This window comes from Oscillibacter sp. (assembly GCF_032018205.1).
Taxonomy (GTDB): Bacteria; Bacillota; Clostridia; order Oscillospirales; family Oscillospiraceae; genus Oscillibacter.
In genome coordinates, this window is the sequence record NZ_DALZOY010000004.1 from 98,087 (window position 1) to 123,355 (window position 25,269).

General features: G+C 55.4%; 20 protein-coding genes and 1 other annotated feature. Of the genes, 11 read left to right on the plus strand and 9 right to left on the minus strand.

Annotated elements, in window-relative coordinates:
* Positions 1–284: 284 nt before the first annotated feature.
* From gyrA to dnaA, 7 genes are all read right to left on the minus strand, one after another.
* Entirely contained in the window at positions 285–2,831 is a 2,547-nt protein-coding gene (gyrA, locus tag RTU96_RS04630; RefSeq protein WP_312635223.1) for a DNA gyrase subunit A, read from the minus strand.
* Between the two features lie 16 nt (positions 2,832–2,847).
* Entirely contained in the window at positions 2,848–4,800 is a 1,953-nt protein-coding gene (gene gyrB, locus RTU96_RS04635; protein WP_312635224.1) for a DNA topoisomerase (ATP-hydrolyzing) subunit B, read from the minus strand.
* Between the two features lie 200 nt (positions 4,801–5,000).
* A complete protein-coding gene (gene remB, locus RTU96_RS04640; protein ID WP_312635225.1) occupies positions 5,001–5,267 on the minus strand; it encodes an extracellular matrix regulator RemB in 267 nt (88 codons plus the stop codon).
* 84 nt (positions 5,268–5,351) lie between these two features.
* Positions 5,352–6,479, minus strand: a complete 1,128-nt coding sequence (recF, locus tag RTU96_RS04645) for a DNA replication/repair protein RecF (protein ID WP_312635226.1) — start codon at positions 6,477–6,479, stop codon at positions 5,352–5,354.
* Positions 6,445–6,660, minus strand: a complete 216-nt coding sequence (locus RTU96_RS04650) for an RNA-binding S4 domain-containing protein (protein WP_312635227.1) — start codon at positions 6,658–6,660, stop codon at positions 6,445–6,447. Before RTU96_RS04650 ends, recF begins: the two co-directional genes overlap by 35 nt.
* A 1-nt stretch (position 6,661) precedes the next feature.
* On the minus strand, positions 6,662–7,774 hold the full coding sequence (gene dnaN, locus RTU96_RS04655) for a DNA polymerase III subunit beta (protein ID WP_312635228.1): 1,113 nt from the start codon (positions 7,772–7,774) through the stop codon (positions 6,662–6,664).
* A 285-nt stretch (positions 7,775–8,059) separates the two neighbouring features.
* Positions 8,060–9,373 carry a chromosomal replication initiator protein DnaA gene (gene dnaA / locus RTU96_RS04660; protein WP_293009653.1) on the minus strand — a complete coding sequence of 438 codons (1,314 nt, stop codon included), beginning with the start codon at positions 9,371–9,373 and terminating at the stop codon, positions 8,060–8,062.
* 381 nt (positions 9,374–9,754) lie between these two features.
* Between dnaA and rpmH the strand changes: the two genes are divergently transcribed.
* The 11 genes from rpmH (at position 9,755) to RTU96_RS04715 (ending at position 22,496) form a co-directional block, all read left to right on the plus strand.
* Positions 9,755–9,895, plus strand: coding sequence for a 50S ribosomal protein L34 (gene rpmH / locus RTU96_RS04665; protein ID WP_312280073.1), 141 nt, complete (start codon positions 9,755–9,757; stop codon positions 9,893–9,895).
* A gap of 136 nt (positions 9,896–10,031) precedes the next feature.
* A complete protein-coding gene (gene rnpA, locus RTU96_RS04670) occupies positions 10,032–10,379 on the plus strand; it encodes a ribonuclease P protein component (RefSeq protein WP_312635229.1) in 348 nt (115 codons plus the stop codon).
* A complete protein-coding gene (gene yidD / locus RTU96_RS04675; protein ID WP_312635230.1) occupies positions 10,376–10,585 on the plus strand; it encodes a membrane protein insertion efficiency factor YidD in 210 nt (69 codons plus the stop codon). Before rnpA ends, yidD begins: the two co-directional genes overlap by 4 nt.
* A 34-nt stretch (positions 10,586–10,619) precedes the next feature.
* On the plus strand, positions 10,620–11,771 hold the full coding sequence (gene yidC, locus RTU96_RS04680; RefSeq protein WP_312635231.1) for a membrane protein insertase YidC: 1,152 nt from the start codon (positions 10,620–10,622) through the stop codon (positions 11,769–11,771).
* Positions 11,772–11,783: 12 nt separating this feature from the next.
* Positions 11,784–12,626, plus strand: coding sequence for an RNA-binding cell elongation regulator Jag/EloR (jag, locus tag RTU96_RS04685; protein WP_312635232.1), 843 nt, complete (start codon positions 11,784–11,786; stop codon positions 12,624–12,626).
* A 365-nt stretch (positions 12,627–12,991) separates the two neighbouring features.
* Positions 12,992–14,713: an efflux RND transporter periplasmic adaptor subunit gene (locus tag RTU96_RS04690; RefSeq protein ID WP_312635233.1), complete on the plus strand. Its 1,722-nt coding sequence runs from the start codon at positions 12,992–12,994 to the stop codon at positions 14,711–14,713.
* A complete protein-coding gene (locus tag RTU96_RS04695; RefSeq protein WP_294855394.1) occupies positions 14,710–15,447 on the plus strand; it encodes an ABC transporter ATP-binding protein in 738 nt (245 codons plus the stop codon). The genes RTU96_RS04690 and RTU96_RS04695 overlap by 4 nt, the downstream gene beginning before the upstream one ends.
* Positions 15,444–16,643 (plus strand): ABC transporter permease, encoded by a 1,200-nt coding sequence (locus RTU96_RS04700; RefSeq protein WP_312635234.1) that lies wholly within the window; start codon positions 15,444–15,446, stop codon positions 16,641–16,643. Before RTU96_RS04695 ends, RTU96_RS04700 begins: the two co-directional genes overlap by 4 nt.
* A gap of 61 nt (positions 16,644–16,704) precedes the next feature.
* Positions 16,705–18,582, plus strand: coding sequence for an S-layer homology domain-containing protein (locus RTU96_RS04705; RefSeq protein WP_312635235.1), 1,878 nt, complete (start codon positions 16,705–16,707; stop codon positions 18,580–18,582).
* Positions 18,583–18,768: 186 nt separating this feature from the next.
* Positions 18,769–18,979, plus strand: a binding site (T-box leader).
* A gap of 60 nt (positions 18,980–19,039) precedes the next feature.
* The gene (locus tag RTU96_RS04710; RefSeq protein WP_312635236.1) at positions 19,040–20,458 is read left to right on the plus strand and encodes a glycine--tRNA ligase; all 1,419 of its coding nucleotides are present in this window, start codon (positions 19,040–19,042) and stop codon (positions 20,456–20,458) included.
* A gap of 100 nt (positions 20,459–20,558) precedes the next feature.
* Positions 20,559–22,496, plus strand: coding sequence for a sulfatase-like hydrolase/transferase (locus tag RTU96_RS04715; RefSeq protein WP_312635237.1), 1,938 nt, complete (start codon positions 20,559–20,561; stop codon positions 22,494–22,496).
* Between the two features lie 175 nt (positions 22,497–22,671).
* Here RTU96_RS04715 and RTU96_RS04720 read toward each other — a convergent pair whose 3' ends face one another.
* Together RTU96_RS04720 and RTU96_RS04725 are read right to left on the minus strand one after the other, a co-directional pair.
* A complete protein-coding gene (locus tag RTU96_RS04720; protein WP_312635238.1) occupies positions 22,672–23,826 on the minus strand; it encodes an alanine--tRNA ligase-related protein in 1,155 nt (384 codons plus the stop codon).
* Between the two features lie 169 nt (positions 23,827–23,995).
* The gene (locus RTU96_RS04725) at positions 23,996–25,186 is read right to left on the minus strand and encodes a glycoside hydrolase family 3 N-terminal domain-containing protein (protein ID WP_312635239.1); all 1,191 of its coding nucleotides are present in this window, start codon (positions 25,184–25,186) and stop codon (positions 23,996–23,998) included.
* Positions 25,187–25,269: the final 83 nt, after the last annotated feature.

Sequence of the window (25,269 nt, forward strand, 5' to 3'; positions counted from 1 at the left end):
ACCGTCGAAAATTTATTCGGTCGTTATGCCTGCTTCCGTTGGTCCCGCTTGTTTCTGTTTTATGCTATTTAAATACGCATTCATTGAGCAGCGCGGTTATATTGGCAATTGTAATTTTTATGATTGGTGCGATACAGATCATCTACACCTATCGCAAATGGAAATGCACTAAACCCAAGGAATAGCTCCCGCAACATCGATTTTATTGAGAAATATTAAGAAAGACAGCGCAAGCAGATTTCTGCTTGCGCTGTCTTTCATTCTTGGCATGCCTCCGGCGTTTTTTAGGGTTCTTCCGTTTGAGCTGGTGAAGACGGTTCCCCTTGTGCGGTGAAAACTTCTTCCTCATTAGAAATTTCTTCGGAAGTCTCCTCCTTGTCCGTCAGGGCAAGGGAAATCACCTGATCGCCGTCTTCCTTAAAGCGCATGACAATGACGCCCTGGGTGGACCGTCCGGCAATACGGATGCTGTCCACCGCCGTGCGGATGAGAATGCCGCTCTGGGTGACCAACAACAAATCCTCATTGCCGTCCACCACCTTCATGCCCACCACGGGGCCGGTTTTTTCCGTCACCATGTAGTTTCGGATACCAAGGCCGCCACGGTTTGTAATCCGGTAGTCCTCCACGGGGGTGCGCTTTCCATAGCCATTTTCCGTGATGGAGAGAACCGTTTTTCCTTCCAGAGCACGGGCGGCAGCCACCACATAGTCGCCCTCCCGCAGACGAATGCCCCGGACGCCCGTGGCGTCTCGGCCCATGGCGCGCACGTCCGTCTCATCAAAACAGACGGCCTGCCCGTCGTGTGTGGCAATCAGAATCCGCTTGGTTCCGTCCGTCTCCCGGACGGTAATCAGCGCGTCTCCCTCGTCCATCCGCAGGGCGCGGATGCCGTTGTTCCGCAGGTTTTTCAGGGTGGCCACCGGCAGGCGCTTCACCGTGCCGTTCCGGGTCACCATGAAGAAAAACCGGCTCGTGTCCTCCAAGGACCGGGTGTGGACCATGGCCTGCACCCGCTCTCCCTGCTCGATTTGAAGGATGTTGATCAGGTTCGTCCCCTTGGCTGTTTTTCCGGACTCCGAAATCTGATAGCCCTTCTTCCGATAAACCTTTCCTGTGTCGGTAAAGAACAGGATATAGTCATGGGTGGAAGCGGTGAACACATCCACCACCACGTCCTCTTCCCGGGTGGTAATGCCCTTTTTGCCCATGCCCCCCTTAGACTGCGCCGTGTATTCGCTGACAGGAGTCCGCTTGATATAACCCGCTTCTGTCAGAGTGAAGACACACTCTTCCTCTTCGATCAGGTCCTCGATGTCAATTTCGTCCTCCACGTCCTGAATCTCGGTCTTGCGATCGTCACCGTATTTTTCGGATATGGCGGTCAGCTCTTCTTTCAGCACGACACGGATTTTTTCGTTGGAGGCAAGAAGGTCCTCGTAATACCGGATTCTCTCCTCAAGATCCTTATACTCCGCCTCCAGCTTTTCCCGGTTTAAGCCCTGAAGGGAAATAAGCCGCATTTCGCAGATAGCCTGCGCCTGAATCTCGTCCAGGCCGAATTTTTCCATCAGGTTTTGTCTGGCGTTGTCATAGCTGCTGCGAATGACCTTGATGACTTCGTCGATGTGGTCCTGCGCAATGAGCAGGCCTTCCAGCAGATGCGCGCGCTCCTGCGCCTTTTTCAGGTCGTACTTCGTCCGACGGACAATCAAATCCTCCTGAAAGGCGAGATACTCGTCAATAATGTGCCGCAGGGACAGAATTTTCGGCTGAGACTGGTTATCCACCAGCGCCAGCATATTGATGGCGAAGCTGGACTGAAGCTGGGTCTGAGAGAACAGGCGGTTGAGCACCACCTGAGGATTTGCGTCCCGTTTCAGCTCGATGACAATGCGCATACCGTTCCGGTCCGACTCGTCCCGGATATCGGAAATGCCCTCCAGTCGCTTATCCTCCACCTGATCGGCCATGTTTTTAATCAGCATCCGCTTGTTAACCTGATAGGGAATCTCCGTCACCACGATGCGGGTACGGTCCTTGCCAAACTCCTCAAATTCCGTCCGGGCGCGAATGACCACCCGGCCCCGGCCGGTGGCGTAGGCGGCGCGGATACCGCTGCGGCCCATGATAATGCCTTTCGTGGGAAAATCAGGACCTGTGACATGCTGCATCAGGTCGGCAAGCTGGGCTTCGGGGTCCTCCAGCACATGGATACACGCGCCGATGACCTCCCGCAGGTTGTGGGGCGGGATGTTCGTGGCCATGCCCACGGCGATGCCGCTGGAACCGTTGACCAGCAGGTTAGGGAAACGGGAAGGGAGAACCTTGGGTTCTTTTCTCGTCTCGTCAAAGTTGGGGGACCAGTCCACCGTCTCCTTTTCGATGTCCCGAAGCATTTCCTCGGAAATTTTAGAGAGGCGGGCCTCCGTGTATCGGTAAGCCGCAGGGGGGTCTCCGTCCACGGAACCGAAGTTTCCGTGTCCGTCCACCAGCATATAGCGCATGGAAAAGTCCTGTGCCAAGCGCACCAGCGCGTCGTACACCGACGCGTCTCCGTGGGGATGGTACCGGCCCAGCACGTCGCCAACGGCGGTGGCGCACTTGCGGAATGCCTTTTCAAAGGTCAGGCCGTCCTCGTACATAGCGTACAAAATACGGCGGTGGACGGGCTTCAATCCGTCCCGCACGTCCGGCAGGGCCCGGCCCACAATGACGCTCATAGCATATTCGATATAGGATTTCTGCATTTCCGTGACCAGAGGGGATTGCTCAATCTTCTGGTTGGGGAACCGAATCTCCTCGGGGTCGTACTGCGGTTTCTTACTCATGTTCGGCTCTCCTCCCTTAATAGTCCAAATTGACCGCGTATTTCGCGTTCTTCTCGATAAATTCCTTCCGCGGCTCCACCTTTTCGCCCATCAAAATGGAGAACGTCTCGTCTGCGGTCACTGCGTCATCCAGCGTAATGCGGCGCAGAGTTCTCTTCTCCGGGTCCATGGTGGTTTCCCAAAGCTCGTGTGGGTTCATCTCGCCAAGGCCCTTATAGCGGCTGATGTCCACCTTCGCGTTGGGATTGTCCTGCTTCAGCTCTGTGGAGATCACGCGGCTCTCCTCCTCCGTATAGGCCACCCGGGAAGTCTTTCCCCGGCTCAGCTTAAACAGGGGAGGGACAGCGGCGTAGACATATCCCTGCTCCACCAGCGGCCGCATGAAGCGGAAGAAGAAGGTCAGCAGCAGCGTGCGGATATGGGAACCATCCACGTCCGCATCCGCCATGATGACAATTTTGTGATAGCGCAGGCGAGAAATGTCAAACTCCTCTCCGATGCCAGCGCCCAGAGCGGTAATCACGGGCTGAAGCTTGTCGTTGCCATACACCTTGTCGGCCCGAGCCTTCTCCACGTTCAGCATCTTGCCCCACAGGGGAAGAATCGCCTGAAAGCGGGAGTCCCGTCCCTGTGTGGCGGAGCCGCCTGCGGAATCTCCCTCGACGATGTAGAGCTCGGTGAGCTCCGGGTTGGCCTCGTTGCAGTCTCTCAGCTTGTCGGGCATGGCCGCGCCGCCCAGCGCCGTCTTGCGTCGAATGGATTCCCGGGCCTTCCGGGCGGCCTCCCGCGCGCGGTTGGCGGTGAGGGATTTATCCAAAATCATCCGTCCCACCTGGGGATTTTCCTCCAGATAGGTCTCAAGCTTCGCGGAGACAATTCCATTCACCAGCGTGCGAATTTCGCTGTTGCCAAGCTTCGCCTTGGTCTGGCCTTCAAACTGCGCATCGGTCAGCTTCACGGAAATAATGCAGGTAAGGCCCTCACGGCAATCCTCTCCGGAGACCTTGTCGCCCTCCTTCAGCATACCGATTTTCTTGCCGTAGTTGTTCAGCACGTTGGTAAGGGCGCGCTTGAATCCCTCTTCGTGCATGCCGCCCTCTGGGGTGTGAATGTTATTGGCGAAGGAAAGCATGTTTTCATTATACCCGTCGTGATATTGCAGGGCAATTTCCGCCATAGAGTCGTCCTTGCTGCCGCACATATAAATCACGTCGGAGTGGATGGGGTCCTTGGTGCGGTTTAAGAAGGTGACAAACTCCCGGATGCCGCCGGCATAGTACATCTCGTCGGCCTGCTCCCGGCCTTCTCGCTGGTCCGCAACCTTAATTTTCAGACCTGCGTTTAAAAACGCCTGCTCCCGCATATGAGTATGGAGAATGTCATAGTCATACTCCGTGGTATCACGGAACATTTCGGGGTCAGGCTTAAAGGTGACGGTGGTTCCGGTGTGGTCTGTGGTGCCCACCACCTCCATTTTTTTAGTGATTTCACCACGGGCAAAATGCATTTCGTAAATTTTTCCGTCCCGGTGAACCTGAACCACCAGCCATTCGGACAGGGCATTTACCACGCTGGCACCAACGCCATGCAGTCCGCCGGAAACCTTATAGCCCCCGCCGCCGAACTTTCCTCCGGCGTGAAGCACAGTGTAAACCACTTCCAGCGCGGGCTTTCCCGTCTGGGCCTGAATGTCCACGGGGATACCCCGTCCGTTGTCCACCACGGTAATTGTCCCGTCGGCATTGATCTGCACCAGAATATCCGTGCAGCAGCCCGCCAGAGCCTCGTCAATGGCGTTGTCTACAATCTCATACACCAGATGATGAAGACCCGAGGAGGATGTGGACCCGATATACATACCGGGCCGCTTGCGAACGGCCTCCAGACCTTCCAGCACCTGAATTTCGGATGCGTCGTATTCATTTTCCGCGCCCACTGATGTGGGATTCAGTGTCTCGTTTTCTGCCATTTGGTTTCTCCTTCCGTATAACAGGGCAAGCAGAGCCGGGCCCGCGATTTTGCAGGCCCGCTTCTCCCCGCCCCTGTGTCAAGTTTAATCGCGTTTGAAACTTGCTCAAAAACCGCCTCCGTATCGCCATTCATTTCTTAACTCAAGCATATTTTAAAGTGGCTCCCTTAAAAGGCCGCAAAAACTGCCATCGAAACTGCTCACAGCTCAAGCTCCAGACTCTCCGCCCGCTTTTGCAGCGTGGCGGAGCCAAGCTGGGAGAGATATACAATCTGAGGATGATAGGGATGGTCGCACACCACAAAGGACTTCGGCAAAGCCCCGGAGACGTCCAGCACCACGCCCTCGCTCTCCGCCTTTGCAAGATATTCCCGGGTCCTTTTTCCATAGCTGCATTTGTCCAGATCAAAGATGCCCACCACCCGGTTTTCAGGGACAATTTCGTTCTGACCGATATGAAGATACAAGGTGTGTCCTCCTTTTTTCCTTCAAATGCCCAAAGTGCGCATTTCCCTTTAAGTTTCACGTGAAACATTACGGGCGCAGGCGGTTTACTCCGCGCGACCGTTTGCCACATGAAACACCTTTCCGCCAAGAAGCACGGGAAGCCTATCATCCTCGCAGCAGGTGATAAACACCTGTCCCCCCGCAATGCGATTCAGTACAAATTCCTGTCGCCGGGGGTCCAGCTCGGAGAGCACATCGTCCAGCAGCAGCACGGGTGCTTCACCGGAGGCGTTTTTGTAAATCTCCCGTTCGGCAAGCTTTAAACTCAAAGCCGCCGTGCGGGTCTGTCCCTGAGAGCAATAGGTTTTGGCGTCTCGTCCGTCAATTTCCACCATAAGGTCATCCTTGTGGGGGCCGGAAAGGCACAACCGTGAGGCAAGCTCCGCACATTTATGGTTTTCCATATGGCTCCGAAGCTGTCGTGTCAAAATTGCAGGCTCCGCCAACGGGTCCTCCACAGAGGAAACGGTTTTATAAGAAACGGACAGGCGTTCCTTCCCGCCGGAGCAGTCCGCATGGTTGGCGGCGGCCGTGGCCGCCAGCTTCTCTACAAACTGCGCCCGATAGTGAATCAGCACCGCGCCGCACTGCACCAGCCGCTCGTTAAACTCCGGCAGCATCTGTAAAAGTCCGGGCTGCTGATCGCAGTCCCGCAAAATCCGGGTTTTATGAGCATACGCCCGTCGATAGGACGCAAGGGCAGAGGCATATCGGGGACGAAGCTGACACAGGGCGTTATCCAAAAACCGCCGCCGTGCCGCCGCGCCGTCCCGAATCAGAAGCAAATCCTCCGGGCAAAAAAACACGGTTTGCAGCACGCCGGAAAGCTCCGCCGCCGTTTTAGCGGGGACCTTATTGATCCAAAGCTTCCTGCGCTTTCCCCGATACAGCTCTGCCCGCAAAACAAATTCCCGCTCTCTTGAAAAAACCCTGCCGGACAAAACGGTGTTTTCCGCTGAAAATGCAATCAGTTCCCGGTCACTTTTCGCTCGGTCGGAGCCGCCGCAAGAAAGATATTGGACAGCCTCCAGCAAATTGGTCTTTCCCTGTGCGTTGTCACCGAAAATCACATTGCAGTCCGGGTCAAAGGACAGGTCCTGGCGGGTATAGTTGCGAAAGTTCTCCAGAAACAATCCGTCAATGCGCATAGACCGGGGTACACTCCTGCCCATCCAGCCGGGCCACGTCGCCGGGACGCAGCTTTTTGCCCCGCTGGGTGCAGGTTTCACCGTTCACCATGACCTCTCCACCCTGAATGCGCTCCTTGGCTTCGCCTCCGGAGTACACCAGATTTGCCAGCTTTAAAAGGTCCTGAAGCTTTACATATTCCGTCGTAATTGTGACAGATTTCATTTTAATCCTGCGCTTTCAGCCGCACGGGCAGCACCATATAAAGGAAGTTCTCCTCGCCCTCCGTAGGGACGATGACGGCGGGGGAGACGCCGGTATTCAACTCAATTTTCACCGTGTCGGCAGGGGCATAGCGCAGAGCTTCCATCAAATAACGGTTATTAAAGCCGATTTCCAACTCTCCGCCGTCGCCTGCCACGCGGCAGACGTCCTTGGCTTCACCGTTGGCCGTCTTCGCGGAAAGAACCACCCGTTCTTTGTCAAACAGGCAGCGTACCGGGCTTTTCAGCTTTTCGGAGATCACCACGCTCACTCGGTCGATGCTTTGAATCAGCTCCTTGGTGTCCGCCACCACGGAAATGGGGTTTTTCCTAGGTACAGCGCTCTTATAGTCCAGAAAATCCCCCTCGAGACGGCGGCAAATCAACTGCGTCTCGCCAACCTCAAACAAAATGTGGCGTTTTCCTAAGGTAATTGCCGCCGTATCCTCCACGTCGCCGCAGATTTTTTCAATTTCGTTCAGGGCGGAACCGGGAGCCACGAAGGAAAAGTACCCGCCGTTAACCCGCTCCAAAGGCTCCTTGCGGATGGCAAGCCGGAACCCGTCCACGGAGACCACGGTGAGTCCGTCTTCGCCGATTTCAAACAGGGAACCGGTGTGAACCGGACGGCTCTCGTTGGTGGAGACGGCAAACAGTGTCTCCTCAATCATAGAGCGCAGTGTTTTCTGCTGGATAGAGACAGAATATTCATCCTCCACCTCCGGAAGATCGGGATAGTCCGCGGCGCTGAGACCCATGATGTTAAAGTCTGCGTCTCCGCACTGAAGGCGGACTGTCAGCCTGTCGTCGGAAGAAAAGGTAATCATGTCGTCCGGCATCCGCCGGATGATGTCGCCGAAAAGACGTGCGTTTAACACTAGCTCGCCGGGTTCCGTCACGTCGGCGGAGAGGATGGTACGAATACCTGTCTGCATATTGTAGCCGGAAACGGTGACCGTTTCGCCAGCGCGAAGAAGAAGGCCTTCCAGCGCGGGAATAGAGCTTTTCTGTGATACAGCGCGGGAAGCCACAGCCACCGCACTTTGCAGCAAGGCTTTTTCACAAGAGAATTTCATAGGCGTTTTTCCTTTCTGTGGAAGCTTTTCTTTTTTTGGTGAAAGCCGAGGGACAAAGGGAAAGTTTGCGGTTTTTGCGTTCTTTTAGAAAAGAAAGATATATTTTTTAGTGATAGTCATAGTAGAGGGACAAAAACTGTGGAAAAGTGCGGAAATCACTGTCAGCACAGGAAAAGTTTTTAAGCAGGCAAGCTGGAAAAAGTGGGGTGTTTTTCCACAATGGGTATAAAGGCCCTGGTTTTCCACAAAACTGTTTTCCTTTTCCACAGGAGGAGTGGGGAAAACTCAGTGCTTCGAGCTGATGTTGGTTTTGATTTCTTTCACTGCCTCAGCAAAGCCTGCGTCAGACTTCATCTGCCGCTCCACCTTCTCAATAGAGTAAAGCACGGTGGAGTGGTCCCGGTTTCCGAAAAACTTGCCGATATCGTCGCTGGAGAGGTTTGTCATGCTGCGAATCAGGTACATGGCGACCTGACGGGCAGCCACCGCTTCCCGCACCCGCTGCTGCCCACGAATGACTTCGGCGGACACGCCGTAATACTTGGAGACAAAATCCACGATGGAATCCGAGGTGGGAAGGTTCTCTCCCCGGCGGAGAATATCCTGAATGGCCCGTTTCACCAGATCTTCGTCTACGTCGTCCCCCAACAGGTCCTTATAGGCGAGAAGCTTGTTGATGGTTCCTTCAAGCTGCCGGACGTTGGAAGTGACGCGTTCGGCGATGTAGGCGGCGACCTTGTTGGGAATTTCCATGCCAAGTAGGGCAGCTTTGTTTTTGATGATGGCCATGCGGGTTTCATAGTCCGGCGGAGCCACGTCCACTAGGAGTCCCCATTCAAACCGGGTGCGCAGCCGGTCTTCCAACTGCATCATTTCCGAGGGGGGACGGTCTGAGGTAAGCACAATTTGCTTTCCAGACTCGTAAAGATTGTTGAAGGTGTGGAAAAATTCCTCCTGCGTCTGTTTCCGTCCGGCGATAAACTGCACGTCGTCCACCAGAAATAGGTCTGCTTTGCGGTATTTCTCCCGCATTTCGGCGGTTTTTCCGCCCTGAATGGCCTCCACCAGTTCGTTGGTCAAATCATCGCCTTTTACATAGGCAATTTTTGCGTTGGGGTCGTCTTTTTTGATGACGTGTGCAATGGAGTAAATCAGGTGGGTCTTTCCAAGGCCGGAATCTCCGTAAATCAGCAGCGGATTATAATTTTTTGCCGGATGCTCCGCCACGGAGATGCAGGCGGCATGTGCCAGCTTATTGCTGGAGCCCACCACAAAGCGCTCAAAGGTAAATTCGTCGGAGGTAAATGCCTCCGACTTCTTTTTCTGGGCGCTGCCTGAAAAAATGGCATATTCCTCTGCGGTGAGGACCGTTACTTCAAAATCGGTGGAAAAGATATCGTGAAGGGCCGCCTTGATGTTTTTTATGAACAGGCTCTCAATGTAATTTTTCTTGAAGTCGTTGGGACAGTACAGATAAAAAACGCCGTCCCGGAGATCCACGGCTTCCAGTTCGTCAAACCAGGTGGCAATGGTCGTCTCCGAGAGGTCGCGTTTTAACTGAGTGAGGACGTTTGTCCAGACGTCGGCTACGGAATTCAAAAGTAAAGACACCTCTCTTTCCCTGCGAGCAGGGGAAATCATATACCCACTGATTATACCAAAAAACACATAAAAAAACAACACTTATTCTAATAAATAAGAATTGAAAAAATAGAACCTAAAAGCACAATATCTGGAAAAAGCAGCGGCAAAAAACGGACATCTTGTGGTTTTGTCCGTCAGGTTCTGAAAAAAAGGCAATTTGCCTGAAAATTTCCGCGTTTGCAAGTTTTTATTGACAGTATTTTGATTTCCATGTATACTGTTCCGTGCGCTGGATTTGCGTTTTTTATTTGTTTACTGCGCGGCGTAGACGCCGTGTCGAGTAAGAGCCGTCAAAAAGGCGGCCGGAAAAGATTTCAGTACAGGAGGTGTCTCAACATGGCGACAAAACGTACCTATCAGCCCAAGAAGCGTCACGGACAGAAGGTCCACGGCTTCCGCAAGCGGATGGCCACCGCTGACGGCCGCAAGGTTCTTGCCCGCCGCCGCGCCAAGGGCCGTGCTCAGCTCAGCTACTAAGATGCTGCGCGCGGGGTTTTTCTCGCGGAGGACCTGCTGAACAAAATAGACAGGGACGGCAGGAAACCGGTTTTCCTCCGTCCCTTATTGGCATGGTCGGCAGATCCTCGGTCATCGGAAACGAACAGGAGAATGCATGAAAAAAGCCGTTACGCTGAAAAAAAATCATGAGTTCCGCCGTCTGTACGGCAAAGGTGCTTCCGCCGCCGGAAGCGGGCTTGTGATTTACTGCCGAAAAAACCGGCTGGGGCACAACCGGCTGGGCGTTACCGTATCCACCAAGCTTGGAAATGCGGTGGTGCGCAACCGGGCGCGCCGCAGGCTGCGGGAGGCCTATCGGCTGAACCAGCACCTGATGCGTCAGGGCTATGACATGGTTCTGGTGGCGCGCCACCGGGCGGTCAATATGCCCTGGGGAGAGCTGAACGCCAGCTTTTTAAAGCTTTCGGGGAAACTGGGGCTTTTGGAGGAGGCGCTTGGGTGAAACAAATATTATTGGCGCTGGTGAGATTTTACCGAAGGGCAATCTCACCCTTTCGCCAACCCTGCTGCCGGTTTTATCCAACCTGCTCTCAATATGCGCTGGAAGCCATTGAAAAATATGGTGCGCTGAAGGGCGGGTATTTGGCTGTGCGCCGCGTTCTCCGCTGCAACCCATTCCACAGGGGGGGCTACGACCCCGTGCCCTGAGCGTAGTGAGATTTGTACACAAAGGAGTCTTCCAATGGGATTTTTAGGAACCATGGGATATTACGTTTGTATCCCGTTTGCCGCCCTTTTGCGGTTGTTTTACAATATGACCGGCTCCTATGGTCTGTCCCTGATTTTCTTCACGCTGGTGATCAAGCTGGTGCTGCTGCCATTCCAGATGAAGAGCAAAAAGAGCATGATCCGCATGAACCGCATGAGCGGAAAAATGAAGGAAATTCAGAAGAAGTACGCCAATAACCCCGCAAAACAGCAGGAGGAAACCCAGAAGCTGTATGCCGAGCAGGGCGTCAGCCCCATGAGCGGCTGCCTGTGGAGCATGCTGCCCATGTTCTTCCTCATCGCGCTGTATGCAATTATCCGCCAGCCCATCACCCATTTCATGATGCTGGACGCAAGCGTGGTGGATTCGGCGCTTTCCGCACTGCAATCTGCCGGCGTAAATATTGCCGACATTGCCACCACCACCAAAGAAGGGGCCTTGCAGGTCACCTCCTTCGGGCAGATTATGATGGTCAACGCCATCAATACCCAGCTTCCCGAATTTGCCGCCAGCGTCCCTGGCTGGATCAGCGTGAATTACAGCTTCCTGGGAATGGACCTGTCGGTTTTGCCCAGCAATGTGCTTCAGGCATTTACCTTTACCTGGGCCAACATCGGCGTGATTCTGATGCCCGTGATTTCCGCCGGACTCAGCTTCTTGATGAGTATGGCGTCTATGGCGGGACAGGACAAGAGCAGCCCCGCTGCCCGGCAGATGAAGACGATGCTGTGGATGATGCCTCTGATGTCTCTGTGGATCGGCTTTACCCTGCCTGCCGCATTGTGCGTGTACTGGATTGCCCAGAGCGCCTTCTCTGCGGTGCAGGAGTGGTTTATGGGCAAGTTCTATAACCAGAAGATCGAAGAAGAGGAAAATCAGCGGCAGGAGGCCATTGAGACCGACCGCCGCCGCCGCCAGGAGGAGGCCAAGGGCAAGCAGGAAGAGCTGCGTCAGCAGCAGGCTCTGAAGCCCTCCCTGAAGGAAAAGCGCAAGGCCGCTCAAGAGGCCAAGAGCAACAAGCCCAAGAAAGCCAGCACCAATGAAAACGGCCGCGTGGGCGACCGTCCTTATGCCCGCGGCCGCGCCTATCAGGAGAATCGGTACGGCGATTCCAACGAGAAATAAGGAGCTTTTGCCATGAGTTATATTGACGTAACGGGCAAGACGGAGGAGGAAGCCATTGCCCGCGCACTTTCACAGTTAAATATGGAGCGGGACGACGTGTCCGTTGAAATTCTCGAGCGGGCCAAATCCGGATTTCTGGGTATTGGCAGCGCTCCTGCAAAGGTACGCGTGACCTATGGCGGCGAAGAGGAAAAGCCCGCCGCTCCGGAGTTTGTCCCCGCCAAACCCAAGGCGGAGAGCAGACCCGCAGCCAAGCCCGCGGTGAAGCCTGCTGTCAAACCCGCGCCTCGGGTGGAGAAGCCCGCGGAGGAGCCTGTGCAAAAGAGTCGCGAGCCTGCCGTAAAGGAAGAGCGGCCCGCACCTGCCCAGTATGTGTCTAAACCCTTGGGTGAAGAAGTGCAGGACGAAAAGGCGGAGGCCATCCGCATGTTCCTCTCCGGGCTTCTGGAAAAAATGGAAGTGGAGTCTCAGATTCGCGTGTATCAGCCGGAAAAGGGCCGTTATCAGGTGATTCTGGAAGGTTCCGGCATGGGGCAGATCATCGGCCGCCGGGGCGAGACGCTGGATGCGATTCAGCAGCTCACAGGCTATTGCGTGAACCGCGCCGGTACGGGCCGGATACGGGTGGCCGTGGATGCGGAAAATTACCGCGCCAAGCGGGAGGAAAGTCTGGACCATCTGGCCCGGAAAGTGGCGACTAAGGTCGTCAAGTACCGCCGCAGCGTGACGCTGGAGCCTATGAACGCCTATGAGCGCCATATCATTCATGCTGCCTTGCAGGACGAGCCCAACGTGGCAACCGGATCCATCGGAAGCGATCCCAATCGGCGGGTTGTGGTGTCCTACGTGCGCTGAAGGAAGCATCCTTTAGTAAATAGCTGAGTATGAAAAAAAGAACGGCGAGGTGATAGAACCTTGCCGTTCTTTTTTGCGCGTGTGGTGCTAAATTTATTAGGTTGCGTTGAGTGCGGAAGATAGAAGCTAGGACAAGCGGCCCCAATAAAATTTAAAAAAATCAAATAAAAAACTTGACTTTTTTGAATTTTGTATTATTGTTATAATACAATGAAAATAAATTGCGTTTGGCCGACTAAAAAAAGAATTCCTGATGCGGTGCCGGTTTCAAGCTTTGTTCAAGGTGAATCATGGAAAATGTTTGATAAACACATAACCCGGCGCAGGGCCAAATACGAGGCTTATGTAAGGAAATGAGGAATCGTATGAAAGAAGAATTGCAGAAGACCGAAGAGGTACAGGGGCTGGACGAACGTCCGGCGAAAAAAAGGGGGCTTGGAGTGATTGGAAAACTGAAGGGTCTGTGGGGCCGGAAGAAGCTGCGCAAGTGGCTGATTCTGGCCGTTGTGCTGGTATTGGTGGTGTCTGCGGTGCTGCGGGGATTCAGCAAAAATAAGGCCGCCACCGCCATTACTTATACGGAAGAGGACGTGTCCTATCGCGCGATTACCCAGGCACTCAGCGGAACCGGCACGCTCCAGCCCGCCAACGCCTATACCGTCACCACGTTGAAGGAGGGCGAAATTTTATCGGCCGATTTTGAAGAGGGGGATACGGTCACTAAGGAGACCGTTCTCTATGAGCTGGACAGCTCCGACGTTAGCAGCAATTTGGAAAAGTCCCAGCTATCGCTGAATCAGGCCCAGCGCAGCTATGAAAAGGCGGCCTATGCGCAGTCTCCCGTATCGGGAACCGTGGCGTCTTTGGATGTAAAGACAGGCGACGTGGTAAAAGGCGGGCAGACGGTGGCCACCGTGCGGGACAATTCCTCCATGACGCTGAAGGTGCAGTTCGCATCGGACGATGCGAAGAGTTTTTACGTGGGGCAGAGCGCTTCCGTGGTGCTGGACGGCTCATTTGAGACGCTTACCGGAACAGTTACCGCGATTTCGGGAGCCGACACAGTACTTACCGGAAACCGCATTGTGCGCAGCGTGACAATCTCCGTAAAAAATCCCGGAGGACTGACCGACACGCAGGCCGCCACCGCCACAATTAACGGCAGCGGCTCCAGTGAAAACGCCACCTTGGAGTATCGGGCGGCGGAGGACGTGGTCGCCTCCTCCGGCGGCACCGTGGCTTCCATCAATGTAAAGGAGGGCGGAGCGGTATCCGCCGGGCAGGCGATTGTAACCTTTGCCGCCAACGCGTCCAACGACTCTGTTCAATCTGCGGAGGATAATCTGAAAAGTGCCGAGCTGAGTATGGAAACCTCTCAAAAGCAGTTGGAGGATTACACGATTACTTCCCCCATTGACGGAACCATTGTGGATAAGAAGATCAAAGCCGGTGAAAAGGTGGAATCCGGTAATACCCTCTGCATTATCTACGATTTGAGCTATCTTGAAATGACGCTCAGTGTGGATGAGCTGGATATCACGCAGGTGACGGTGGGGCAAAACGTCACGATTACGGCGGATGCCGTGGAGGGCGAAACCTTTACCGGGCAAGTGACGAAGATTTCCATGGCGGGAACCACCAGCAACAGCGCCACCACCTATCCCGTCACCGTTCGGATCGACGACTACGGCGATCTTTGGCCGGGCATGAACGTGGACGCGGAAATTGTGCTTGCGGAAAACGACAATGCGCTTTCCATTCCCAGCGCCGCTTTGGAGCGGGGGAATAAAGTGCTGATTACCGCCGATTCCCCCAGTGCGGCCAATGCGCTGGAAGACAAAGCGCCGGACAACTATGTCTATGTGTCCGTGGAAACCGGCGTCAGCAATGACAATTACATTGAGATTACATCTGGACTTCAGGAAGGGGATAGAGTGGCTTATTTACCTGCTTCCAGCAGCTCCTCCGGATTAGAAATGATGATGAACGGCGGCGGCGAAATGGGCGGAGAAGGTCCCAACGGCGGCGGAGGCGGAGGTCCCAACGGCGGCGGCCCCGGCGGCGGAGGCGGAGGTCCGATGGGATGAGCGCACTGATTGAATTTCAGGATGTATCCAAGGTTTATGAGATGGGCGATTCTGTTGTCCGGGCGGCAGATCACATTTCCATGCAGATTCAAAGAGGCGAGTTTGTGGCCATCGTGGGCCAATCCGGCTCCGGAAAATCCACCTGCATGAATATCATCGGCTGTTTGGACGTTCCAACCGATGGTAAATATTTGCTGGACGGACGGGATGTAGGCTCGTTGGATAAGGACCAACTGGCAGAAATCCGCAATAAGATGCTGGGATTTATTTTTCAGCAGTACAATCTGCTTCCAAGGCTCACGCTGCTGGAAAATGTGGAGGTTCCCATGATGTACGCCGGTGTTTCTAAAAATGACCGGAGGGAACGGGCAAAGGTGGCCTTGGAAATGGTGGGCCTTGGAAGCAAAATTAACCACCGGCCCGCGCAGCTTTCCGGAGGGCAGCAGCAGCGTGTTTCCATTGCCCGGGCGCTGGTGGGGGAGCCTGCGGTAATTTTGGCCGACGAGCCAACCGGCGCGCTGGATTCCCACACCGGAAGGGATGTCTTGTCTCTTTTGCAGCAGCTTCACGCGGCGGGAAACACCGTGGTGCTTATCACCCACGATAACTCCATCGCCGTGCAGGCCCAGCGCATCATCCGTCTCGAGGACGGACGGGTGATTTACGACGGAGATTCCCACGCGCCGGAAGCGGTGGTATCGTCAAGTCTTTCGGGAATGGGGGGCGGACAATGAAACTGACGGAAGCCTTCCAGCTTGCTGTTAAAAACATCAAGGGCAACAGGATGCGCACCTTTTTGACCATGCTGGGCATTATCATCGGCATTGCGGCTGTCATTGTGATTGTGGGCCTTGGAAACGGTATGGAAAAGTACATGCGCGACCAATTTGCCGACATGGGTACAAATACGGTGGCGGTGAACATTATGGGTCGGGGCAGCTCCCGCAGCGTGTCCGAAACGCAGATGTATGAACTGGTGGCGGAAAATCCCGACTATTTTGACCAGATTTCCCCAACGGTTAGTCTGTCCGGTGCCGTTAAAATCGGGACGGAAAGCATTTCCACCACCACCGTCACAGGCGTCAGCGAGGCATATTTCGACATGAAGGGCTATACGATTTCTTCGGGCCGGAGCCTTCAGTATGTGGATATGACAAAACGGCGAAATGTCTGCGTGGTGGGAAATTATCTCAACAGCACCTATTACGGCGGCAACGCCGTTGGCCAGACAATCCGCCTGAACGGAAAGAGCTTTTTAATTGTGGGGGTCATGACCCAGAAAACCGACGGCGAGATGGAGGAGGGCGGAACGGACGACTGCGTGTTCCTTCCCTATTCCACTGCGGCGCGTATGTCTTATACGGGTAAAATCAGCAACTATACTCTTACCGTGGTGGACGAAACGCAAGCCGCGGCCAGTGTCACCATTGTGGAGGATTTTCTCTACGATATTTTTTCCGACGACGATGCGTATATGGTCGTCAGCATGGCAGAGATGCTTGACGCCATGAATGCCATGATTAGCGTGATGATTGGAATACTGGCGGGAATTGCCGCAATCTCTCTGGTGGTGGGCGGTATTGGAATTATGAATATTATGCTGGTATCCGTCACGGAGCGAACACGGGAAATCGGTATCCGCAAGGCGCTGGGCGCGAAGGAGCGGTACATTATGCAGCAGTTTGTTATGGAGGCCGCAACCACCTCCGCGCTGGGCGGTGTGCTAGGTATCACCGTGGGGTACGGACTTTCTTCCATTGCCACCATCATCGTCACGGCGCTGATGCAGGAAAACCTGACCGTCAGCCCCTCTCCTGGTGCGGTGCTGGGCGCGTTCGGCATTTCCACCTTTATCGGTATCGTGTTTGGATATTTGCCGGCAAAAAAGGCGGCGCGATTGAATCCTATTGATGCGCTGCATTATGACTGACAGGGGCGCGGTGCACCGAGAGGCCGCTTGTGCCTGCTGCGCGCAGAAAGGAAAAAAACCTATGAAAAAACGAATTCTATGCCTTCTAATGGCGGTATTTTTGCTGCCTGGTCTGATCGCCGTCCCTGCCGGAGCAACCGTTTCGGAGAGTAGCGGCGAGGTCCAGACCATCCGTGCGCTGGGAATTATGACGGGGGATTCCGCTGGAAATCTGAATCTTGGCGGCAATGTTACCCGCGCTCAATTTGCGAAAATGTTAGTAAACGCCTCCTCGTATAAGGACAGCGTGGGGGAGGGAGAGGGCGTTTCCCTCTTCAAGGATGTAAACAGCACGCACTGGGCCTCGCAGTATATTAAAATCGCTGTGAACGAGGGGTGGATGACGGGATATACCGATGGAACCTTCCGCCCCAGCCAGAGCATCACGCTGGAACAGGCGTGCGCCACAGTGCTGCGCCTTTTGGGATACGACTCCTCGGCGCTTGCGGGGTCCTTTCCCTCCGCACAGCTCAGCAAGGCCAGCTCGCTGGGACTGCGGGATCAGATTTCCATTGGGAAGGGCGAGTACATGACGCGGTCCGACTGCGTGTACCTGTTCTATAATACTCTGACGGCACAGACCAGCGATGCAAAGACCTACGCTGTCACGCTGGGCTATACCGTCACCAATGGCAACGTGGACTATGCTGCGGTGGTTTCCGCCAATTTGAGCGGCCCTTATGTGGCGACGGGGGGCGCACAATCGCTGGAGATGCCTTTTTCCGCCTCGGCGGCTGCTGTTTACCGCAACGGCGCGGCGTCTTCTCTGTCTGCTGTGCAGCAGTACGATGTTTATTATTATAACGCGGGGATGCAGACGGTGTGGATTTATACCGACCGGGCAGGCGGCACCATTACCGCCCTGCTGCCCAGCGCTGCTGCGCCCACCTCGGTTACCGTTGGTGCGAAGACCTATACCGTGGGAACTGCCACGGCGGCTTATAAACTGTCGTCCATGGGTGGATTCAAGGTGGGAGACACCGCCCTGCTTTTGCTGGGCATGAACGGCGAAGTGGTGGATGTGGTCAATGGCAATGCGGCAAGTACCGTTTATTACGGAGTGGTGACCGCCGTGGCCGACGCATCTTCCTCCGGATCCTCCGCGGGAACCGAGGTCCGCGTGAGTGTGGGCTGTACCGACGGTGTGGTTCATACCTTCTCGGTTAGCCAGCGGGGCGCCTATACGGTGGGAAGTCTTGTTTCCGCCAGCATGACGGACAGCGGCGCATCTATCAGCCAGCTTACCGCCAAGACCCTCACCGGTGCGGTGAATCAGGCCGGAACTAAGCTGGGAGATAAACTTTTTGCCGGGGATGTGCAGATTTTGGATACCGCTTCCAACGGCGCGTGGGCCAAAATCTATCCCAGCCGTCTTGCAGGCTACACACTCTCGACTGATGATATCCGCTACTATGTTACCAATACAAGCGGCGAAATTACTCACCTGCTTTTGGACGACGCCACGGGTGATACATGGTCTTACTATTATCTGACATCCGTGCCCGAACGAAGCAACGGCACGCTCAGCGGCAGCTATTCCGGACTAAAGGACGGGGCCACCGTCTCGCTTGATAGCGACGGAAAAACTTTTAATATAGAATCCGGAGGAGTGGGCGTTCAGTTCAAAAGCGACGGTACGGTTAAAAGCATGCGTGCGCTTCAGTCTGTCACGCTGGACAGTCTCAGCTCCGTCAGCGCTATGGGCGGCAATACGACCTATGCGCTGAACAGCGGGGTGCAGGTCTATCTGCGCAAATGGGATGCCAACTACGTTTTGAATTACTATCAGGTGGATCTGGGTTCCATCAATGCGGCGGACTACAAGCTGACCGGCTGGGTTGATAACTTCGGCTCCACCGCCGGGAAACAGGTGCGGGTCATTATCGCGGAGAAAAAGTAATTTAAGAAAATAAATGTAGTTTCCACAAAAGAAAAGATAAGGCCACAGAAAAGATCCACTTTTTAAAGAAAAGTGGATAAAGAAACCGCCTCGTTTCCGATATTGCCCGGAGACGGGGCGGTTTCACCGCTTTTGGAAAGCACCTTGACATTTTGAATAAAAGGTGATAGAGTAGCCACAATATTTCAAGAGGCTGTGAAAGGGAGTAGTATCCCCTGTTTCCGGGCGAAGAGAGAGGACGTTTTGGTGTAAGTCCTTGCCGGAAGGGAGAGAAGGCGCCCCCGAGCCGTGCGTTTGAGCGAGAGCAGAATGCGCCGGTCCCCGCCGTTACCGGGTCAGAGTGCGCGCCCTTTGGCGCGAATTCAGGTGGCACCGCGGACAATCGTTCGCCCTGAGCTTTGCTCGGGGCGTTTTTTATTTTGCGGCCTGTTTATTGGATGAAAGGGAGAGGGAGATTATGAATAACACCGAAAAGACCATGGAGAAAATTGTGGCTCTGTGCAAGAGCCGGGGCTTTGTGTTCCCCGGCAGCGAAATTTACGGAGGCTTGGCCAATAGCTGGGACTACGGCCCCTTGGGCGTGGAGATGAAAAACAACGTCAAGCGCGCATGGTGGAAAAAGTTTGTTCAGGAAAATCCCTACAACGTGGGACTGGACGCCGCGATTCTGATGAATCCTCAGGTTTGGGTGGCCTCCGGCCACGTGGCCACTTTTAACGACCCGCTGATTGACTGCCGCTCCTGCAAAATGCGCCACCGGGCCGACAAGTTGGTGGAGGAATACAATCAGGAAAACAACATCACCGACGTGAACGTGGAGTCCATGGACGGCGAGGCGCTGGTTTCCTATATCCGGGAAAAGCAGGTTCCCTGCCCCGGCTGCGGAAAATCCGACTTTACCGACATCCGCAAGTTCAACCTGATGTTCAAAACCCATCAGGGCGTAACGGAGGGGAGTGCCAACGAGGTGTATCTCCGGCCTGAAACGGCGCAGGGCATCTTTGTGAACTTCTCCAATATCCAGAGGACTACCCGCCGCAAGCTGCCCTTCGGCGTGTGTCAGGTGGGTAAGTCCTTCCGCAACGAGATTACCCCGGGCAACTTCATCTTCCGCATCCGGGAGTTTGAGCAGATGGAGCTGGAGTTTTTCTGCAAGCCGGATACCGATTTGGAATGGTTCGCGTATTGGCGGAACTATTGCCACGAGTGGCTCAAGGGCCTGAACGTGAAGGACGACAACCTGCGTCTGCGTGACCACGAGAAGGAGGAGCTGAGCTTCTATTCCAAGGCCACCACGGACTTTGAGTATAAATTCCCCTTCGGCTGGGGCGAGCTGTGGGGCGTGGCCGACCGGACGAACTACGACCTCACCCAGCATCAGGAGCACTCCGGTCAGGATCTGACCTATTTCGATCAGGAAGCCGGAGAGCACTATATCCCCTATGTCATCGAGCCGTCTCTGGGCGCGGACCGCATGACCCTTGCTCTGCTGGTGGAGGCCTATGACGAGGAAGTGGTGGACGCGGAGAAGAACGATACCCGCGTGGTGATGCGCTTCCATCCCGCCATCGCGCCGTTTAAGGTGGCAGTTTTGCCCCTGAGCAAAAAGCTGGGCGACAAGGCCCGGGAGATTCAGCAGATGCTTTCTTCCGAGTGGATGGTGGACTTTGACGAAACCGGCTCCATCGGCAAGCGCTATCGCCGGGAGGACGAAATCGGCACGCCCTACTGCGTCACCGTGGACTTTGACACCGTGGGCGACGACGAGAAGGCCGGGGATAACAGTGTCACCGTCCGGGATCGGGACACCATGGAGCAGGTCCGCCTACCTATTGACGGACTGAAGGCATATCTTGCGGAGAAGCTGGCCTACTGATCGTCTTTGCGCATCGTTCTGCGCGGAGTGCCCTGAAAAAGCGAAAAGCGGGACACGGAGATTGCCGTGTCCCGTTTTCCCCTGAAAGCGAGGAAGTACATTGAAGCAGACGCTCTTAAAAATCGGAAAGGCTGCGCTGGTGCTGCTGGAAGCGCTGGCGCTTGGCGGCGCGGTGGCCTTTGCTATCCAGTGGATTACGCTGGGAGATGCGCAAGCGGCGCTGGACTGGTGCCTTGGGGCGCTGCCGCCCTTTTGCCTGACGGCGGTGTTTTACGGCGGCGGGGCGCTGCTTTTGGGCCTTTTGTCCGGTCGGCTGTGGGTTGGGGCGCTGGCCTCTTCCGCCGTGGGGGTGACGTTGGCGCTGGTAAGTTATTTCAAGCTCGCCATCAACGGCACGCCTCTGGAGGCCGAGGATTTCGGCATGATCGGTCAGTTGGATCAGGTGATGGGCGTGGCGGGCGACCTGAAGGTTCCCGGACGGGGATGGGCCGCCGTGGGAATGCTGGTGCTGGTGGTTGTCTTTCTGTTTCTTGTTGGTAAAAAACTGACGCTTGGCAGCGGGCGCACTCGGTTCGTGCTGGCCACGGTGGTGGCGTCTCTGGGGCTTGGCCTGATCATTGGCCCCGGCGGGCCTGCGCTGGGACGGACTTTTTCCGTAAATACACAAGATCGAATCATGTCCGCCATCTCCTATCGGGACTACGGATTGACCGTGGGCCTTTGGCGGGATATGTGCTTACTTGTGGGGCAGGAGCCAGAGGGCTATGGCCCGGAGTATATGCAGCAGGTGGTGGAGCGGCTGGACGAGCTTTTGGGCGCTGCCGGGACGGACAAGCCCACCGGGGAACAGCCCAACGTGATTTTTATTCTCTCTGAGTCGTTTTACGATATGACCCGTCTGCCGGGGCTGACCCTCTCCGGCGACCCTGCGGAAAACTTTCACCGGCTGAGCGGGGAGGGAATTTCCGGGCGGTTTTATTCCAGCTATCTTGGCTACGGCACCGGCTATATCGAGCAGTCCATTTTTACCGGCCTGACGGGAAAGGATTTGAAACCCGGTACCAACATTTCCTTCCGGGATGAGGGGGATTACAGTCTGCTGGACTCCGTGGCAACGTCCTTTCAGACGGCGGGCTATGAGACGGAGATGCTTCACGCCTACAACAACAGTCTTTATAACCGCACGGTGACTTATCCCAAGCTGGGATTTAATCGCCTGCTGTTTTCCCAGCAGATGCAGGAATTGGACCTGAACATTCAAGGAAGCCCTTATGCCGGGGGTTACTACCTTAGCGACCATGTGTTTACACAAGCCTTGCTGAACCGGCTGGACGCTGCCAATGAAGAAGGAAAAAAGGCGTTTCTCTTTGGTATTTCTATGGAGAACCACCAGCCCTTTGACCCCGAAAAATTTGGCTACGAGTGTCAGTTGGAGGTTTCCAGCGATCAGTTGAGTGAGGAGAATCTGGCGATTACGCGGGTAATGCTGGAGGGGCTGACTCGGGCAGATCAGGCGCTGGGTGAGCTGACCGACGCTTTGCGTGAGCGGGAGGAGCCTACGGTGGTGGTCTTTTTCGGCGACCACCGGCCCAACCTGTTTATGACCGACGGCGGAACGGTTTACAGCCATCTGGGCCTTTGTGAGAGCAACGACTGCTCCCGCTGGAGCATCGAGCAGGTGGCGGACCTGTACTCTACCGATTATCTCATCTGGGCCAACGACGCGGCGTTTTTGAAGCAGCCAGCGGGGACAAAGCAGGACACGGGACTTACGGCCCTTGGCCCGGCGGTGCTGGACGCCGCCAATATGCCCAGGAATCGCTACTGGGCCATGCAGGAGCGGTTGTCCAAGGCCCTGCTGGTGAATACGGATTTGTACTGCGTCACGGGCAAGGGCGTACCCTATTGGAACGAGTCCGACGCGGCGCTGAGTGACGAGGACAGGGAGCTAATGGAGCTGCGCAGCGCCATTATTTACGACACCTATTATGGACAGCGCTATGCCACCGCTGCCATGAACCGGAGCATTGGAAGCTAAAGCGAGTTAAAAGAAATACCGTCACACGCCTATGGCGCGTGACGGTATTTTTTTAATGAAGGGCCATAACAGTATGCGCAGTGGCCTGCCAAATTTTTTGGAAGCCTAAAGCACTGCAAGTCAGAGGATCAGTTTCTAGGCAGCGCTAAAGCCGCGTTGGGGAAAACTTTCTGCGTCAGAAAGCGCCTTTAAAAAATGCCTCAATTTCCGCTTGCTTGGCATGAACGGAGCCTTGGGCAAACCCATTTCGCCCGCCGCCCCGCCCGTGGAGGGCGGCGTTCATCGTTCTTACCAGAGAGTCGATATCTTTGCCATCGGCCCGGAGCAGGGCGTATTGATACTGCCCGTCTTCTCCCGCAAACACGGCGGCAAGCCCGCCGCAGGTCCTGCTCACCGCGTCCGCCAGCTTCCGCGCCCCGTCCGGGCGCAGGGTCGGCTGAAAAAGAAGTGTGTTGCCCCGGCCCGTTTCCTGTGCGGCAATGCGTTCAAAAAGCGCATCCTCCAGCCGGGTAAGCCCTGTCTTGGCGGCGTTCAGCTCCATCTCAAGCCGCTCCACCGCTTCGGCGGCATCCTGTGGCTTCACGCTGAGACGGCGGCCCACTGTCCGGCTCTGCTCCCATGTGGTGGAAAGCAGGGCAAAGGCCCTGCCTCCGCAGAGAATTTCCAGCCGGACCCCCTCCCGAAATTTCTGGCAGGAGAGAATTTTTACAAGTCCCACCTGCCCGGACCGAAGCACATGCGTGCCGCAGCAGGCGCAGCAGTCCGCCCCCGGAAAGGATACGATGCGCACCTGTCCCGTCAGCTCTTTTTTAGAGCGATAATCAACGGACTTCAATTCCTCCGGGGTGGGGAAGGAGATATCAATGGGCACATCCGCCCAGATGTATTCATTGGCGCGACGCTCCGCTTCCAGCGCCTGTTCCCATGAAATGTCGGCGTTGTAATCGATGGTGATGGTGTCGGCCCCCATGTGGAAGCCCACGTTGTCGCAGTCGTGGGCTTCACAGAGAATGCCGCTCAAAATATGCTCTCCGGAGTGCTGCTGCATGTGGTCGAACCGGCGGGCCCAATCAAGTTGACCTGTTACGGTTTCCCCAATTTCCACCGGGTTTTCACAAATGTGGAAAAGCACCCCGTTTTTTTCATGAACATCAAAAACGCTTACCCCGTTCAGCGTCCCGTGGTCGGCAGGCTGACCGCCCCCTTCTGGATAGAAGGCAGTCTGGTCCAAAACCACTTCCCAGCCGGTTTTCACCGCTTCGCAGGTGAGAACCTTGGCAGAGAACTCCTTTAAAAAGGGGTCGGTGTAATAAAGCTTTTCAGTTTCCATGTGGAAAACTTCCTTTCTGCGCAGAAACAAAGCCGCCGTGTTCCGGCCCGCACCGGCCGCGGCGGCTTTTGCGATGCGTTTATCAAAAGCCATTCCTTTGTAGGAAAGGCCCCTTGCCCTTAAAGCCAGACAGTTTTGCCTAAAGCAGTACGATGTGGAGAAGGCTCTTTTATAACAGGCCCAGTGCCTGTTTCCACTGGAGCACCTGCGTGCAAAGCAGGTTGATGGTGGGTTCATCCAGCGTCCCGTCCGCAACGGCGGCAAGAACCTGGGGAATCTGGGTGCGGTAGTCAGAGGCAATCAAAAGGCCGTTGGTTGCCCACAGGGCCATCACCGCAGCGCTGCCGTCCTTGGAATAGGCTTTCACTGCATCCATAGCAAGATCATCAGTCATAATCACGCTGCCACCGTTTGCCTCATGCATCATTAGGTACAAGGTGATGTGAACATTGGGAGCGAGGGAGGCCGGCAGGCCCGCGTCGGCTCCCTCCATGGTGAGGGCGTCCACGATGTTGTGGCTCACCAAAACGGCCACCGTGTCGCCCCCGGCTTCCAGACCCGCTTTGAAGGGCAGAAAATCGGAGGACTCAAACTGCTTGAGAGGGCGTTCGTCCACGGCGATGCCGGTGTGGGTATCCACATTGTTTCCGTAGCCGGGGAAGTGCTTCAAAACGCTGCCCATGCCGTCTTTCCTCATCTGGCCCACTACGGCGCGAACATACTCCGCCGTGGATACCGCGTCCTGTCCAAAAGAGCGGTCATAGATAAAGTCGCCGGAATTAGTGGATACGTCCGCCACCGGGGCCAGATTCACGTTAAAGCCCAGCGCTTTTAAAAGCACGTCTTTTTCGTGAGTATCCCGAACAATTGCCTCCATGCCTCCCGCGGCATAAAGCTGCTGGGGCGAGGCAAACTTCTTTGCCCGGAGATGGGGATTGGAGGAGACCCGCACCACACTTCCCCCCTCCTCGTCCACGCCAATGAGCAGGGGAATACTGGCGGCCTCCTGATAGCTGTTAATGGCCTGAATCAGGTCGTTGGCGGTCTTATCTTTTGTATCCCTGCCAAAGAGGATATAGCCGCCCAAGTGATACTTGGACACGTCCGCCGCTGCGTCCGTCTCGGGGACCCGGGCGAAAAACAACTGGCCCACCTTTTCCTCAATGGTCATCTGAGCCAGCAGCGCGTCTATCTGCGCCGCTTTTTCGTCCACGGGCGTTGGCGCTGGCTCCTCGGATGCGGAGCCGGACCCGGCAGAATAGGCCGGGTCCGGGTCAGAAGTGCTGGAGGACGGACCGCCGCAGGCGGTCAGGGTAAACAGGCTGGCTGCGGCCAGCAAAGAGCACAGCAAGCGTTTCATAAATCCTCCTTTGCGGAAATCCCGTAAGCGCACCCTTTTCCAGAGAGACGCACACGTCTCATCTGCGGGCGCGAAAATCTTGC